This is a genomic window from Rhodococcus sp. LB1 (assembly GCF_001583455.1).
Classification (GTDB): domain Bacteria; phylum Actinomycetota; class Actinomycetes; order Mycobacteriales; family Mycobacteriaceae; genus Rhodococcus_F; species Rhodococcus_F opacus.
Genome location: NZ_LTCZ01000027.1, coordinates 86132 through 100119 on the forward strand (window position 1 = coordinate 86132; position 13988 = coordinate 100119).

Consider the following 13988-nt stretch of genomic DNA (forward strand, 5'->3'; position numbering starts at 1 on the left):
GCGAGTCACCTCCAGAATCCGAGCGCGAACTCGGCGATGAGGGTCGACAGCAGGAAGGAGGCGAAGATCGCGGCGAATCCGACGGGAACGATCTTCCACCCGATCATCCGGAGCGCCGGGAGATTCTTCCCCACGGCCAATCCGGCGAATCCCAGCACCACCGCGCACATCGACATGAAATCGATCGATTCGGTGTTGTGGACGATCCACGCCGATCCGGGAAACCAGGGACCCGATACGGAGACGCCGAGCACGCTGGCCCAGATGACCGCGGTGATCTTGCCGCGGGTCAGATGGGACAGTGCGGTCGCGACCAGCATGAGTCCGACGATGAGGGTGAATCCGATCGGAATGCTGGTGGTCGGCTCGCCGGCGGCGATCGTTGCGGCGGCGATGCAGATCGCGGCGACGATCGGGACGCTCAGGTAGAGCGGAACGGTGACCTTCACGTCGTCGTCGCCGAAGGGTGCGGCGTGCGTGTCGGCGGGGTCGGCCGCGTCGATCGGTGCGGACGATGAGGATTCGGTGCGCTCGCCCGAGACGACGGCGGGACGGGACGCGGAACGGGTGAGCAACCGGTACAGGCGATCTGCCAGCGGAAGGGCGATCCAGACACCGACGTAGACGCCGAGGATCATGGTGATGAGGTTCGACGTGGCCGCGAGTGCCAGGACCTGTTCGCCCACCTCCGGGTGAGCCGCGGAGATGGCCGCGGCACCGGCCGCCATCATCGATCCCGAACCGACGCCGGCACCCATCGCCAGCGCTAGCGGGTCGAAGATGCCCAACGACGAGGTCAGCGAGGCGATCAACGCAACGATGACGGCACCGAACATCGTCCCGAAGACGTACATCGACAGCACACCGCGATATTCGTCCGATTTCACCCCGAACCGGTCGCCCACGATGGCGAAGGATGCTTCCCGATCGATGGAAAACGTGGCTCCGACCGTTGCGCGCCCCATCCGCAGCGCCACCGCGAGGGGAAGGGCGATGGCGACGGTCCCGACGAGGTGGCCTACTTCCTGCAACAGCAGAGCAGGGCCGGCGTCGAACAGCACGTCGATGTTGGGACCGAGCGTGAGGCTCAACCGGGCGACCAGGAGCGAGACACCCACCGCCATGAGTGACTCGGCGACGGCCCACATCCGCGGAGTGAGGGGCCACCGCCGCTGCGCCGAGACGAACCCGCCGGCAAGGAGCGCCCACACCATCGGGTACACGGCGATCGCGGCCGGGCCGAGGTTGATCTTCCAGACGCCGACGGCCTGGAACGCCGACACGATCACGAGTGCGAGGACGGCCGGTAGCCAGACTTCCCGTCGAAGCGGACCCGATGGTGTCCGACGGACCGACGGCGCAGGAATGACCTTCATGATTTGCCCCTACGAGGTGTAGTGCCGATATCGGCACGCAGGATTCGTGCATACGAGCTGCGGGAATGATGGCGCACGAGGGTCAGTGCGACGTCCGAGTCGCCGGATACCGGCACGGAACGGAAAGCGCGCGCAGAATGCAGGATCTGCGCGCCTAATATTGCAGGAGTAATGCCCGTCCGGGGCAGACGACCGGCAGGACCCGGCGGCGGGAGGATTCGCAGGACATGATCGACGCGAGAGACACGATCCTGTCGGAGGAGGACCAGCGTCTGATCCATGCGCTCCAGATCGCGCCGCGGGCCCCGTGGACCGCCCTGGCGCCCATCCTCGGAGTGGACGCCGTCACGATCGCCCGTCGGTGGTCCCGGCTGCAGTCCGAGGGGCTCGCCTGGGTCACCGCATACCCGGCCACCGCGGAACGCGTGCTTGCGCTCATCGAGCTGAAATGCCCACCCGGCCGCACACGCGCCGTGGCGGACGAGATCGGTCGCGACCGCGAAGCCATCACCATCGACCTGACGACAGGCGGCCGCGACCTGCTCGTCACCACCGCATTCGAGGACCACGAGCAGCTGAGCGACTATCTCCTCGGACGCATGGGATCGCTCGACGGCATCTCGGACATGACCACGCACGTACTCACCGGCATCCACACCGACGCCCGCAGCTGGAGACTTCGGGCGCTGGACTCCACGGAAGCTGCCGCCGTGCAACAACTCGCCAACAGCGCGCCGGCGCCTCGTCGACTGCGGGCTCATCCGAGGGACGAAGCCGAGATCCTCCGCGAACTCGCCACTGACGGCCGACTGCCGGCGACCGAGATCGCTTCACGACTGTCGCTGAGCGTCGACAGCACGCGTGCATCGATGAACAGCCTGCTCGCCTCGGGTCGCGCCGTGATTCGCACGGAAGTCGCACGGCGGCACTCCGGGCGACCGGCATACGCGTGGTACTTCCTGAAGTCGCCGGCGCGATCGATGGATCAGGTACTCGACCGGCTGGCGACTCTCAGCGACGTCCGGCTCCTCGCCCCCACCATCGGTCCGTACAGCATCATCATGGCGATGTGGCTCCGGAATCTCGACGAGGTGCGCAAGCTGGAAACGGTCATCGAACAGCACTGCCCCGACGTGATCATCGAAGACAGATCGCTCGTGCTGCGCACGCCCAAGCATCTCGGTCGGCGACTGACCGCCACAGGCCAGACTTCGCACGGGTGAGTCGCCGTCGGTAACGACCGGACGTTACCCCATCGATCGCGCGATGTCACAGCGGTTCACTCTGATTGACCGGCTGTGACATCGGGCGATCGTGCGCCGGTGGCCTGGGCGTTGCTTCGTCGTCACCCTTCGGTGGTCGATCTGAAATGTTTCTTGACAACATGTCGTGTGAGTGAATAGGTTGTTGCCTACATCACTGACGCCTTGTCGTGTGAACTGACGCACTGTTGTCTGACCCATTTCGTTCCTGAACCATCGACAGAGGCGGACCACCATGTCTTCACAGACCAAGGGAATCCTGATCCAGGCGGTGCTCGGTGCCGTCCTCATCTCGATTCTGATGATCCCGTTCCAGGGCCTCACCCCCTTCGCCCCGTACAGCGCGATGCTGATCTTTCCGGTGATGCTGTTCTTCACCCTCCAGGCGCCGCCGAAGGCCCTGTTGGGGATGTTCGCGAGTTTCGCGTGCGGTGTCGGCTGGGCCGGGTTGTTCATGCTCGTCAAGGACGTGCTGCCCGGGGTGCCGTTCGAACTGATGATGGGGGTCGGCGTGGCCCTCGTGATCTTTCTGATCCTGTCGGTGCACCCGATCCTGCTGGGAGGCACACCCTTCGGAGTGGTTCCGGCGGTGCTGCTGGGGCTGATCGAGTCATTGCTCGTCATGCTGCTGACCCCGATGCTCGCCGCCGGTGAACCGGGGCCGAACCTGCTGTGGCTCCTCGTGATCTTCGGTTACGGCTGCCTCATGACGTTGGTCCTGGTCGTGGTGCAGGACCGACTGGTCAGTGCGGTGCTCGGGACGACGTGGCGTTCCGCCCCGACGGAGGACGCACCCAGTTCGCAGATCCCGACCACGCGGCCAGCGGGCAACCCCGATGTCACAGCGGTCCAATCCGACTGACCCTCTGTGACATCGGGCGCCGGGTGCGTGCGCCGCGGAGTGTCCGGACTACGGTCTTTCTATGGACGACGGTCGACTCGACGGACTCGTTGCGCGCGCCCGGGCGCTCGCCGAGCCGGGTGCGCGCCGCATTCTCGGCATCGCGGGACCGCCGGGCTCGGGCAAGAGCACCGTCGCCGCGGCAGTGCTCGCGGCACTGGGATCGTCCGCGGTGGTGGTGTCCATGGACGGATTCCATCTGGCGGGTGCGGAACTGGTCCGCCTCGGGCGGGCCGGGCGCAAGGGCGCACCGGACACGTTCGACGCCGCCGGCTACGTGGCTCTGCTGCGCCGGCTCCGTGAACCCGCCGGCGAGACGGTGTACGCCCCGGAGTTCCACCGCGACGTCGAGGAGTCCTACGCCGGGTCGATCGCCGTCCCTCCGGACGTTCCGCTGGTGATCACCGAGGGCAACTACCTGCTGCTCGACGAGCAGCCGTGGTCGCGGGTGCGTGTCCTGCTCGACGAGGCGTGGTTCCTCGCCCCGGACGACGTGGAGCGCGTCACCCGGCTCGTCGAGCGGCACGTCCGTTTCGGCAAGTCGCCCGAAGATGCGCGAGAGTGGGTGCGGCGCAGCGACGAACGCAACACCGCGTTGGTCGCGCCCGGCCGTGCCCGCGCCGACGTCGTCGTGCTCGGTGACCCCGTGTGACCGGTCTCAGGCCGGGTATTCGATCGGCTCCATCCGGCCGCTGGTGAGTGAGCGCGTCGCGGCTTCGGCGATCGCCTGCGCCTTCAACGCCTCCGCGAGGGTCGGGCCGATGGCGGCACCGTTTTCCAGCGCGTCGACGAAGTGGTCGAGCGCGGTGCGGTAGCTGCCTCTGATCCGTTCGAACCATCCCGCGTGCAAGCCGTCGTCGACCACGTGGCCGGCGCTGTACCGGGAGACGGATCCGGCGCGCTGCCGCCGCGCTTCGACCATGCCGGTCGAGCCGAGCACCTCGATGCGTTCGTCGTAGCCGTAGCCGATCCGCCGGGTGCAGTCGATCTGGACGAGTGCCCCGCCGGGCAGACGCAGGGTGACCGCCGACGTGTCGACGTCGCCGTACTCGGCGAGGCGGGGTTCGGCGAGCGTGGAACCGGTCGCGAAGACGGACTCGGGGTCGAGCCCGGAGATCCACCGGGCCAGGTCGAAGAAGTGGACGGTCTGGTCGCGCATCTGCCCACCCGAGACCGCGATGTACTCGAGCGGCGGCATCGCCGGACCGCGGCTGGTCATCTGGATCAGCTCCACCGATCCGATCTCGCCGGACGCGACCACCCGCTGCAGTTCGGCGTAGTCACGGTCGAAGCGGCGGTTGAAATCGACCATCGCCCGCAGTGATCGGGTTTCGGCGAAGCGGACGATGTCGGCGGCGCGCGCAAGGTCGAGATCGATGGGCTTTTCGCACAGAGCCGGGATACCTGCCGTCGCCGCGGTGCGAAGGTGCTCGGCGTGGGTGTCGGTGGACGATGCGATGAAGACGGCGTCGATTGCCGCGGGGTCGAAGACTTCCACGAGATCGGTGGTGGCGCGGCTGCCGTGCCGCTTGGCGAGGTCCGTCGCGCGAGCGAGGTCGATGTCGAAGACGAGGGCCAGATCGACGTCGGGGTGGGCGGCGAGGTTGGCGCCGTGCACTCCGCCGATGAATCCGGCCCCGATGAGGGCGAATCGCTGCATGTCAGATACCGACCTTGTCGTGTGCGAAAGCGGGAACCACCCAGGCGGAGTCGGCGGCGTGCGAGGCGGCCGTCGCCTCGACGAACTGGACGCCGATCAGCCCGTCGCGTCCGGTGGGGAAGGACAGATCGCGGAGGGTGGTGGGAGTGTCGTCGCGGCGGGCGCGGAGTTCGTCCGCGAGATCGCGGTAGAAGTTCGCGAAAGCCTCGAGGAAGCCTTCGGGATGTCCCAGGCCGGGGCGGGTGAGCCGGCCGGCGTCCTCGGACAGCGTGCGCATCCCCTGCGCGAGGATCGTCGCGCCGCCGTCGAGGTCGCGCACCGTCAGGTGCTGGGGGTCCTCGTGCCGCCATTCGATGCTCGCGGCGTCGCCGAACACCCGGATGCGCAGGCCGTGCTCGTTGCCGGTCGCGGCCATGCTCGCCCACAGTGTCGCGGGTGCCCCGTTGGAGAGGGTGAGGCGGACGGTGGCGTTGTCGAACACCCGCCGTCCGGGGACGAGGGTGTTCAGTTCGGCAGACACTCTGGTGGCTTCGAGTCCGGTGATGTACCGCAGGAGGTGGAAGGCGTGGGTGCCGAGATCGCCGACGACGCTGGGGAATCCCGCGACGCCGGGGTCGGTGCGCCAGCGTGCCTGACGGTGCTCGCCGAGTTCGACGGGTGCCGCGGCCCAACCGGACGCGTGCTCGACCGCGGCGAATCGGATCCGGCCGAGGTCGCCGTCGCGCACCATCCGGGCCGCATGCCGGACCATCGCATACGCCGAATAGCAGTGCGGGACGGCGAGAATCGCACCGGACGACTCGGCGATCGCGACCAGTTCCGCAGCCGACGCCGAGTCGGAGGTGAGGGGCTTTTCGCACACCACCGAGATGCCCGCCTCCAGGAACGTGCGCGCGATGTCGAAGTGGCTGTCGTTCGGGGTGGTCACGGCGACCACGTCGACGCCGTCCTCGCGGGCGGATTCCCGTTCCGCCATCTCCCGGTAGTCGCGATAGGTGCGGTCGCCCGGAACACCGAGGCTCTCGGCGATCCGCGCCGACGATGCGCCGTCTCGCCCGAAGACCCCTGCGTGCAGGTCGTATCGGTCGTCGAGGCGCATCGCGTAGCGGTGGGTCTTGCCGATGTCGGCGCCCTGCCCGCCGCCGACCATGCCCCCGACCAGGCGCAGGCTCCCTTGCTTGCTCAACTCGGCTCCTATTGAGGGGTTTTGACCGCGAGGACCGGGATCGGGGATTGCAGGATGAGGCGCTGGCTCACACTGCCGAGCAGAGCCTTGCCGACCGCGCTGCGGCGTTTGACGCCGATCACGAGGCGTTCGATGTCGGGTCGTTCGTCGAGCAGGTCGAGCACGGCGGTCGCGGGATCGCGGTCTCCACGGCCGATCCGGTCGAGGACGGTCACGCCGTCGTCCGCGAGAGTGTGCACCTCTTCGGGTTCGGTGAGGGAGAGGTTCACCACCAGGAGGTCGGTGCCCAGCATCGCGGCTTCCTTCTTGCCGGCGAGGAGGGCGTGCGATCCTTCGGAGGAGTCGGTCACGGCTACGAGCACTGTCATGGGATCAACCTTTCAGGGGACGCGGTGCGGCGACTGTCACGAGTAGTCGCGCCGGAACTGATCTTCGAGTTCCTCGAGCGAGCGGCCACGGGTCTCCGGTACCTGGGTTTTGATGAAGACGAGAGCCAGCACGCCGAGGCCGGCGAAGATGAAGAACGTCGCACCGATTCCCAGTGCGGCCACGACGGGCGGGAAGAGCAGCGCGACAACCGCGTTGGCGATCCACAGTGCGAAGATGCAGACACCGATGGCGAAGCTGCGGATCTTCAGCGGGAAGATCTCCGACAGCATCAGCCACACCAGGGGGCCGATCGTGGCCTGCATCGAGAAGACGAACAGCACCACGAACGTCAGGATCAGGTATGCCTTGAGGGTGCCGTCGGGCAGCAGGAACGCGGACAGGCCGACGAGCACGTGGAACGTGGTGGTGAGGGTGAAGCCGCCGATGAGCATCTTCCGACGGTCGATCCGGTTGATCAGGGCGACGCCGGTGAGGACGCCGAGCACGCTGAACAGACCGTTGAGGGTGTTCGCGACGATGGCGGCGTTGGAGGAGAATCCGGCGTCGCCGAGCAGCTGGGTGCCGTAGTACATCACCGAGTTGATGCCGGTGGCCTGCTGGAACACTCCGAGGCCGACGCCGATGAAGATGAGGCGGCGGATCCATTTCACCGACAGGTCGGCGGCCCCGCCGGTCTGTGAGAGCTTCTCTTCCTCGGCGAGCGCCCGAACTTCCTCCAACTCGGCACGTGCCCGCTCCGGGGACCGGACCTGGAGAAGCACGGCGAGCGCTTCGTCGTGCCGGTCCTGCGACATCAGCCAGCGCGGGCTCTCCGGCATCCGCAGCATTCCGGCGAACAGGAAGATGGCCGGTATGACGGCGACCAGAAGCATGAAGCGCCAGACGTTCTCGTGCTCGCCCCAGATGTTGAAGATGATGGCGTTGATCACGAATGCGGCGAACTGTCCGACGACGATCATGACTTCGTTGCGGGAGACCACGCTGCCGCGTCGTTCGGTGGGGGAGATCTCGGAGAGGTAGACGGGCACGGTCGCGGATGCGCCGCCGACGGCGAGGCCGAGAATGAAGCGGAACAGTGCGAGCACCTCCCACGTCGGGGACAGCACGCAGCCGAGCGTCCCGATCATGAAGATGATCGCGAGCACCAGGATGTTGTGCCGGCGTCCGAACCGGTCGGACATCCGTCCGCCGATGAGAGCGCCGATCGCGGCACCGAAGATCAGGATGCTCACCACCAGGCCTTCGGTGAACGAGGTGAGCTGGAGGTCTTCCTTCAGCGGTGCGAGTGCGCCGTTGATGACTCCGGTGTCGTATCCGAAGAGCAGGCCGCCGAAGGTGGCGACGACGGCGATGATGCCGAGTCTGTGCGAGTGCCGCCCGGGGGCTTCGGCAGGCAGGGACGGGGCGGTAGTTCGGGTGAGATCGCTGGCCATGAACATCTCCTCGACGTATTCCATGTACAGAACACGTAATGTGTTTATGTCCGAACAAAGCTAACCCATTGTGACTCGGGGCACAACGGCAAGCCAATCATCGGGCGGTTCCCGCGTCGCGATCGGTCGCTACCTACCCACGAGTAATAGAACGCATGATCTGTTATCGTTCGCGGTATGCCCAGGCCACGAGTCCACGACCTCGACGCCGCGCTCGATGCCGCCGAACGGCTGGCGGTGGAAGGCGGACCGAGCGCGGTGACCCTGCGTGCGGTCGCCGCGGCCACGGAGATGTCGAACGGGGCCATCTATCACGCGTTCGGCTCGCGGGGAGGACTGGTCGGGCGCGCATGGTTGCGGGCGGCGCACCGATTTCTCGACCTGCAACAGGAATCGGTCGAGGAGGCGCTGGGGCGTGGTCCCGTGGACGCCGTCGTCGCGGCCGCCGACACCCCCGCCGTCTTCGCCGAGCGTTTCCCGCAGTCGTCGCGACTTCTTCTCACCGTGCGCCGCGACGAACTGCTCGGATCCGACGTCCCCGAGGACGTCGCCGCCGAGTTGTCGCGCCTCGACTCCGTCCTCGTCGAACTGTTCGTCCGGTTGGCGCTGGCGTTGTGGGGGCGCAAGGACGGTCGCGCGGTCGAAGTGATCGAAGCGTGCGTCGTCGGGCTCCCCACCGGACTGCTGCTGCACGCCCGGCGAAAACCGGACGACCCCATGCGCCGACGCCTCGAGACGGCGGTCCGCGCCGTCCTCGCACTCGACCCCCCGTCCCCGGGGAAACGTCACGACAGCAACACGAAAGGTTCCCGATGACCGCCACCCTGACCTACCTGGACACGATCTCCGTCCTCGACCTCGGCGACGACGAGAATCGTTTCTCCCCCGAGTGGCTCGACACCGTCGACCGGCTCCTCGACGACGCCCACGAACACGGCGCGCAGGCCCTGGTCACCACGGCCACGGGGAAGTTCTACTCCAACGGCCTCGACCTGGACTGGCTGATGGCCAACGGTGACCGCGCAGACTGGTACGTCGGGCGCGTGCAGGCCCTGTTCAGCCGGATTCTGACGCTCCCCCTGCCGACGGTGGCCGCGGTCAACGGGCACGCGTTCGGCGCAGGCGCCATGCTCGGAATCGCCCACGACTACCGGGTGATGCGATCCGACCGTGGGTACTACTGCTTCCCCGAGGTGGACATCCACATTCCGTTCACCCCGGGGATGGCCGCGCTGATCCAGGCCAAGCTGACACCGCAGACCGCGATCACCGCCATGACCACCGGCCGCCGCTACGGCGGCGCCGACGCGCACTCGAGTGGGCTGGTCGACGGGACCGCGCCCGAAGGCGCGGTCCTGGACGCTGCCGTCGACCTGATCACGCCGCTCGCGGGAAAGGACGCCGGCACGCTCGGCGCGATCAAGTCCACCATGTTCGCGCCGGCCGTCGCCGCACTCGCATCGGGCCGATCATGACTCGGTGACGCGAAAACTACTGTGCCAGAGTGATCACTCTCCGGGCACGTGGAGAATCAGGGCGTCGCCCTGCCCGCCGCCGCCGCAGAGAGCGGCGGCGCCGGTTCCACCACCGCGTCGTTTCAGCTCGAGCGCGAGGTGCAGTACGACCCGTGCCCCCGACATGCCGAGCGGGTGCCCGATGGCGATGGCGCCGCCGTTCACGTTGACCCGCGACGGGTCGACTCCGAGTTGCCGGGTCGACTCGATGCCGACTGCGGCGAAGGCTTCGTTGATCTCGACGAGGTCGAGCGCCGAGGGGTCGAGTCCCTCACGGGTACATGCCTTGTCGATGGCATTGGCGGGCTGCTGCTGGAGCGTCGAGTCCGGTCCGGCGACGACGCCGTGGGCACCGATCTCGGCGAGCCATTCGAGTCCCAGCTCCTCGGCCTTGGCCTTGCTCATCACCACGACGGCGGCCGCGCCGTCGGAGATCTGTGACGCGGAACCTGCGGTGACGGTGCCGTTCTTGCTGAAGGCGGGCCGCAGCTTCGACAGCGACTCGGCCGTGGTGTCGGCGCGGATGCCCTCGTCCTCGGTGACGACGAGCGGCTCTCCCCGGCGCTGCGGGATGGTGACGGGTACGACCTCGTCGTCGAAGAGTCCGTTCTTCCACGCGGCCGCGGCGCGCTGATGTGAGGCGGCAGCGAAGGCGTCCTGCTCTTCGCGACCGATCTTGTCGGTGTTCGCGTTCCGGTCCTCGGTGAGGGCGCCCATCGCCTGCTCGGTGAAGATGTCGTACAGGCCGTCGTAGGCGAGGTGGTCGACGAGGGTGGTGTCGCCGTACTTGAAACCGCTCCGCGAGTTCGGGAGCAGGTGCGGCGCCTGGGACATCGACTCCTGCCCGCCGGCGACGACGACATCGAATTCGCCGGCGCGGATCAGCTGGTCGGCGAGCGCGATGGCGTCGAGACCCGACAGGCACACCTTGTTGACGGTCAAGGCGGGCACCGACATCGGGATACCCGCGTTGACCGCGGCCTGCCGGGCCGGGATCTGACCGGCGCCGGCAGTGAGGACCTGCCCCATGATCACGTACTCCACCAGTTCGGGTGCCACCCCGGCCTTGTCGAGGGCACCCTTGATGGCGATGCCACCGAGATCGGATCCGGAGAGGGACGCGAGGGAACCCGTCAGCCGGCCGACGGGGGTCCGGGCTCCGGCGACGATGACGGACCTGGTGCGAGAAGTCATGGGAGTGTCCTTGGTGTCGTGACGAATGTCGCTCAGACGAGCGCGGATTCGCGGATCTCGAGGGGGGTTCCGGTGGTGGCGACGACGTCGTCGACGGTGACGCCGGGGGCGACCTCACGGAGAGCGAGGGTGCCGTCGCCGACCACATCGATGACGGCGAGGTTGGTGATGATGCGGTTGACGACGCCCTGGCCGGTCAGCGGCAGGGTGCAGGCGTCGATGATCTTCGGGTTGCCGTCCCGGTCGGTGTGTTCCATGAGGACGATGACGCGGCTCGCGCCGTGCACGAGGTCCATCGCGCCGCCCATGCCCTTGACCATCTTCCCGGGGACCATCCAGTTGGCGAGGTCGCCGGTGCGGGAGACCTGCATGCCACCGAGGACGGCGGTGTCGATGTGGCCGCCGCGGATCATGCCGAACGACAGTGCGGAATCGAAGAATGCGGCACCGGCGTTGACGGTGACCGTTTCCTTGCCGGCGTTGATCAGGTCGGGGTCGACGTTCTCGTCGGTGGGGTAGGGGCCGGTGCCGAGGATGCCGTTCTCCGAATGCAGGGTCACGGTGACGTCGGTGCCGAGGTATCCGGGAATGAGCGTGGGCAGCCCGATGCCGAGGTTGACGTATTCGCCGTCGACCATCTCCGCGGCCGCGCGGGCGGCCATCTGCTCACGTGTCCATCCGTTGGTGCCGGTCATCGAGTGGCTCCTTCCGTGCTGCTGACTGTCCGCTTCTCGATCCGCTTGTTCTGGGGGCCGGTCTCGACGATGCGTTGAACGAAGACTCCTGGCAGGTGCACCTGGGCGGGGTCGATGGTGCCTGCGGGGACGAGTTCCTCGACCTGCGCGATGGTCACCTTTCCGGCCATCGCCGCGAGGGGGTTGAAGTTCAGGGCCGACTTGTCGAACACCAGGTTGCCGGCGGTGTCGCCCCGCAGTGCGTGGACCAGGGCGAAGTCGGCGGTGATGCCGAGTTCGAGAACGTAGCGCTTGTCGCCGAACACCCGGGTTTCCTTCGGGGGCGACGCGAGCGCGACGGAACCGTCGTCGGCGTACCGCCACGGCAGTCCGCCGTCGGCGACCGGGCTTCCCACACCGGCGGGGGTGAAGAACGCGGGGATACCCGCGCCGCCCGCCCGGAGGCGTTCGGCCAGCGTGCCCTGCGGGGTCAGCTCCACCTCGAGCTCACCGGAGAGGTACTGACGCGCGAATTCCTTGTTCTCGCCGACGTACGACGCGGTGACGCGCCGGATCCGGCGGGCACCCAGCAGAATTCCGAGCCCGTGGTCGTCCACACCGCAGTTGTTGGAGAAGACCTCGAGGTTCCCGACACCGGAGTCGGCGAGCGCGCGGATCAGCGAGTCGGGGATTCCGCACAGACCGAACCCGCCCACGGCGATCGACGCGCCGTCGGACACGTCCGCGACTGCTTTTTCCGGGGTGTCGAACACTCTCGATCCCATGTGCATCCTTTCTCCTGGCCGCCGTACCGGCGATACCGTCTTCCCGCGAAGATTCGTCCACCTGATGGACAACTCTGCGCGACGAGCTGTGCTCCACTAAAAGGGGTCGCTGCATGCATTTCAAGGGTTCCCGGCACAGTGCTCGCGGTCTGGACGTCACGCCGAAGAGTGTTCACTGAGTGAACGTATACTGCGATCATGGACGACGCGCAGCGGCCGCAGGTCATTCGGCGGGTGGGATCCCTCTTCCGGGCCATCGCGGCTCTCGAAGCGTCGGGCTCCTCGACGTCTGCCCTGGCGCGGGAGACGGGTCTCGCCCGGCCCACCGTGCACCGCCTCCTCGTCTCGCTGGCCGAGGAGGGGCTGGTGGACCGCGACCAGAAGTCGGGGAAATGGTCGCTGGGACCCGAGCTGTACCTGCTCGGCTCGCTCGCTGTCGGCCGGTACGACATCACGGACCGCTCCCGCGACATCCTCCGCGATCTCGCACGCGAGACCGGCGAGAGTGTCTTCCTGTCCGCGCGCCGCGGCGACGAAACGGTCTGCATCGCGAGCGAGGAGGGCAGCTTCCCGCTGCGCTCCCACGTGCTGTACGTCGGCATCCGCCTACCGCTCGGGGTGGCGTCGGCGGGTCTGGTCATCCTGTCCCACCTGCCGGACCGCGACATCGACGACTACCTGTCGCGCGCCGACGTCACCGGCGAGTGGGGAACGCAGCACAGGCGGGACGAGATCGCCGAGCGCATCGCGGAGACACGACTGAACGGGTACGCCGTCAACCCCGGGCTGCTCGTCGAGGGGAGCTGGGGGATGGGCGCCGCCGTCTTCGACGCCCAGGGATCACCGGCCTGGGCGCTGAGCATCACCGGTGTGGAGAGCCGGTTTCGCGAGGAGCGTCGCCGAGAACTGGGAGAACTCCTCCTCCGCCAGGCGCACCGGCTCACCCAACTCCTCGCCGACAGGCCGCGGAGCCGGGGGTGAGCACGATTCGGTCCGGCGCCTACGCGGCTTTCCGTCGCCGCTGAGGTCGCCCGTGGCGGGTGTCGATACTCCACAGGTGGGTGCAGTCGGGGCACTGCAGATGGACGTGGGTGCCCTGATTGCTCAGCAGGTACTGCCAATGCCGGTCGCAGTTGCGGCCGGACCCGCAGTCGCCGCAGTCCGAGCCGTGGTCGCAGCCCGGGCAGGGCAACCAGGCGCGACGGGAGAAGTCCGCGGTCGGATCAATCGGTAACACGGCCCACCGTCCGATCCGGGAGCACACCCGCCTGGACCAGCTCGTCGTAGATGCGCTGCTGCTCGGGGTCGAGACCGGAGTACAGCATGTCGTACGCCCGCTCCTCCTCCGCGAGCACGGCGACGGGATCCCAGTCCTCGCCGATCGCCTCGAGAACAGCGGTGCGCCGCCGCGCCTCGTCCAGCGTGAGGTCGAGCGCGAACGAGAGTTCGGAGTCGCTACCCATGTGGTCACCTTCGTTTCGCAATCGCCGTTATCGAAGGGGCCAGGGTCACTCGAGCCCGCCCAAGATCACAATGACCTGGATCACGTCGATCGAAAGTGTTGCGTCGTATCAACGACGAAACGCCCCGCCATCCGGGTGGATGACGGGGCG

General features: G+C 67.6%; 15 protein-coding genes. 6 read left to right on the forward strand and 9 right to left on the reverse strand.

Annotated elements, in window-relative coordinates; genetic code table 11:
• Positions 1–5: 5 nt before the first annotated feature.
• On the reverse strand, positions 6–1376 hold the full coding sequence (locus AZG88_RS05695; protein ID WP_061042083.1) for a DUF3100 domain-containing protein: 1371 nt from the start codon (positions 1374–1376) through the stop codon (positions 6–8).
• Positions 1377–1603: 227 nt separating this feature from the next.
• Between AZG88_RS05695 and AZG88_RS05700 the strand changes: the two genes are divergently transcribed.
• From AZG88_RS05700 to AZG88_RS05710, 3 genes are all read left to right on the forward strand, one after another.
• Entirely contained in the window at positions 1604–2599 is a 996-nt protein-coding gene (locus tag AZG88_RS05700; RefSeq protein ID WP_061697165.1) for an Lrp/AsnC family transcriptional regulator, read from the forward strand.
• 274 nt (positions 2600–2873) lie between these two features.
• Positions 2874–3500, forward strand: coding sequence for a hypothetical protein (locus tag AZG88_RS05705; RefSeq protein ID WP_061697166.1), 627 nt, complete (start codon positions 2874–2876; stop codon positions 3498–3500).
• 61 nt (positions 3501–3561) lie between these two features.
• Positions 3562–4191 carry a nucleoside/nucleotide kinase family protein gene (locus AZG88_RS05710; protein WP_005237815.1) on the forward strand — a complete coding sequence of 210 codons (630 nt, stop codon included), beginning with the start codon at positions 3562–3564 and terminating at the stop codon, positions 4189–4191.
• A 6-nt stretch (positions 4192–4197) separates the two neighbouring features.
• Here AZG88_RS05710 and AZG88_RS05715 read toward each other — a convergent pair whose 3' ends face one another.
• The 4 genes from AZG88_RS05715 to AZG88_RS05730 are packed head-to-tail and all read right to left on the reverse strand — an operon-like array spanning position 4198 to position 8208.
• Positions 4198–5199 (reverse strand): Gfo/Idh/MocA family protein, encoded by a 1002-nt coding sequence (locus AZG88_RS05715; protein ID WP_061697167.1) that lies wholly within the window; start codon positions 5197–5199, stop codon positions 4198–4200.
• A 1-nt stretch (position 5200) separates the two neighbouring features.
• Complete coding sequence (locus AZG88_RS05720; RefSeq protein WP_061697168.1) at positions 5201–6385, reverse strand: Gfo/Idh/MocA family protein; 1185 nt, start codon at positions 6383–6385, stop codon at positions 5201–5203.
• 8 nt (positions 6386–6393) lie between these two features.
• Positions 6394–6753: a universal stress protein gene (locus AZG88_RS05725; protein ID WP_005237812.1), complete on the reverse strand. Its 360-nt coding sequence runs from the start codon at positions 6751–6753 to the stop codon at positions 6394–6396.
• A 36-nt stretch (positions 6754–6789) separates the two neighbouring features.
• Complete coding sequence (locus AZG88_RS05730; protein WP_025431604.1) at positions 6790–8208, reverse strand: sugar porter family MFS transporter; 1419 nt, start codon at positions 8206–8208, stop codon at positions 6790–6792.
• Between the two features lie 177 nt (positions 8209–8385).
• Between AZG88_RS05730 and AZG88_RS05735 the strand changes: the two genes are divergently transcribed.
• Both AZG88_RS05735 and AZG88_RS05740 read left to right on the forward strand, forming a co-directional pair.
• A complete protein-coding gene (locus tag AZG88_RS05735) occupies positions 8386–9024 on the forward strand; it encodes a TetR/AcrR family transcriptional regulator (RefSeq protein ID WP_061697169.1) in 639 nt (212 codons plus the stop codon).
• Positions 9021–9683, forward strand: a complete 663-nt coding sequence (locus tag AZG88_RS05740) for an enoyl-CoA hydratase-related protein (RefSeq protein ID WP_061042081.1) — start codon at positions 9021–9023, stop codon at positions 9681–9683. The genes AZG88_RS05735 and AZG88_RS05740 overlap by 4 nt, the downstream gene beginning before the upstream one ends.
• A 33-nt stretch (positions 9684–9716) precedes the next feature.
• Here the strand turns inward: AZG88_RS05740 and AZG88_RS05745 are convergent, their stop codons facing one another.
• From AZG88_RS05745 to AZG88_RS05755, 3 genes are read right to left on the reverse strand one after another with little or no spacing between them, the layout of a single operon-like run.
• The gene (locus tag AZG88_RS05745) at positions 9717–10916 is read right to left on the reverse strand and encodes an acetyl-CoA C-acetyltransferase (RefSeq protein ID WP_005237808.1); all 1200 of its coding nucleotides are present in this window, start codon (positions 10914–10916) and stop codon (positions 9717–9719) included.
• A 32-nt stretch (positions 10917–10948) separates the two neighbouring features.
• Complete coding sequence (locus AZG88_RS05750) at positions 10949–11611, reverse strand: 3-oxoacid CoA-transferase subunit B (RefSeq protein ID WP_061697170.1); 663 nt, start codon at positions 11609–11611, stop codon at positions 10949–10951.
• Positions 11608–12375, reverse strand: a complete 768-nt coding sequence (locus AZG88_RS05755) for a CoA transferase subunit A (RefSeq protein ID WP_061042080.1) — start codon at positions 12373–12375, stop codon at positions 11608–11610. The genes AZG88_RS05750 and AZG88_RS05755 overlap by 4 nt, the downstream gene beginning before the upstream one ends.
• Before the next feature lie 198 nt (positions 12376–12573).
• Between AZG88_RS05755 and AZG88_RS05760 the strand changes: the two genes are divergently transcribed.
• Positions 12574–13356 (forward strand): IclR family transcriptional regulator, encoded by a 783-nt coding sequence (locus AZG88_RS05760; protein ID WP_061042079.1) that lies wholly within the window; start codon positions 12574–12576, stop codon positions 13354–13356.
• Positions 13357–13598: 242 nt separating this feature from the next.
• Here AZG88_RS05760 and AZG88_RS05765 read toward each other — a convergent pair whose 3' ends face one another.
• Positions 13599–13838 carry a DUF6400 family protein gene (locus AZG88_RS05765; protein WP_005237803.1) on the reverse strand — a complete coding sequence of 80 codons (240 nt, stop codon included), beginning with the start codon at positions 13836–13838 and terminating at the stop codon, positions 13599–13601.
• Between the last annotated feature and the right edge of the window lie 150 nt (positions 13839–13988).

Coding starts and splice junctions, on each gene's coding strand:
- AZG88_RS05730 (WP_025431604.1), bottom strand. CDS start 8,208: ATGGCCAGCGATCTCACCCGAACTACCGCCCCGTCCCTGCCTGCCGAA.
- AZG88_RS05695 (WP_061042083.1), bottom strand. CDS start 1,376: ATGAAGGTCATTCCTGCGCCGTCGGTCCGTCGGACACCATCGGGTCCG.
- AZG88_RS05755 (WP_061042080.1), bottom strand. CDS start 12,375: ATGGGATCGAGAGTGTTCGACACCCCGGAAAAAGCAGTCGCGGACGTG.
- AZG88_RS05735 (WP_061697169.1), top strand. CDS start 8,386: ATGCCCAGGCCACGAGTCCACGACCTCGACGCCGCGCTCGATGCCGCC.
- AZG88_RS05700 (WP_061697165.1), top strand. CDS start 1,604: ATGATCGACGCGAGAGACACGATCCTGTCGGAGGAGGACCAGCGTCTG.
- AZG88_RS05765 (WP_005237803.1), bottom strand. CDS start 13,838: ATGGGTAGCGACTCCGAACTCTCGTTCGCGCTCGACCTCACGCTGGAC.
- AZG88_RS05715 (WP_061697167.1), bottom strand. CDS start 5,199: ATGCAGCGATTCGCCCTCATCGGGGCCGGATTCATCGGCGGAGTGCAC.
- AZG88_RS05760 (WP_061042079.1), top strand. CDS start 12,574: ATGGACGACGCGCAGCGGCCGCAGGTCATTCGGCGGGTGGGATCCCTC.
- AZG88_RS05725 (WP_005237812.1), bottom strand. CDS start 6,753: ATGACAGTGCTCGTAGCCGTGACCGACTCCTCCGAAGGATCGCACGCC.
- AZG88_RS05705 (WP_061697166.1), top strand. CDS start 2,874: ATGTCTTCACAGACCAAGGGAATCCTGATCCAGGCGGTGCTCGGTGCC.
- AZG88_RS05710 (WP_005237815.1), top strand. CDS start 3,562: ATGGACGACGGTCGACTCGACGGACTCGTTGCGCGCGCCCGGGCGCTC.
- AZG88_RS05750 (WP_061697170.1), bottom strand. CDS start 11,611: ATGACCGGCACCAACGGATGGACACGTGAGCAGATGGCCGCCCGCGCG.
- AZG88_RS05740 (WP_061042081.1), top strand. CDS start 9,021: ATGACCGCCACCCTGACCTACCTGGACACGATCTCCGTCCTCGACCTC.
- AZG88_RS05745 (WP_005237808.1), bottom strand. CDS start 10,916: ATGACTTCTCGCACCAGGTCCGTCATCGTCGCCGGAGCCCGGACCCCC.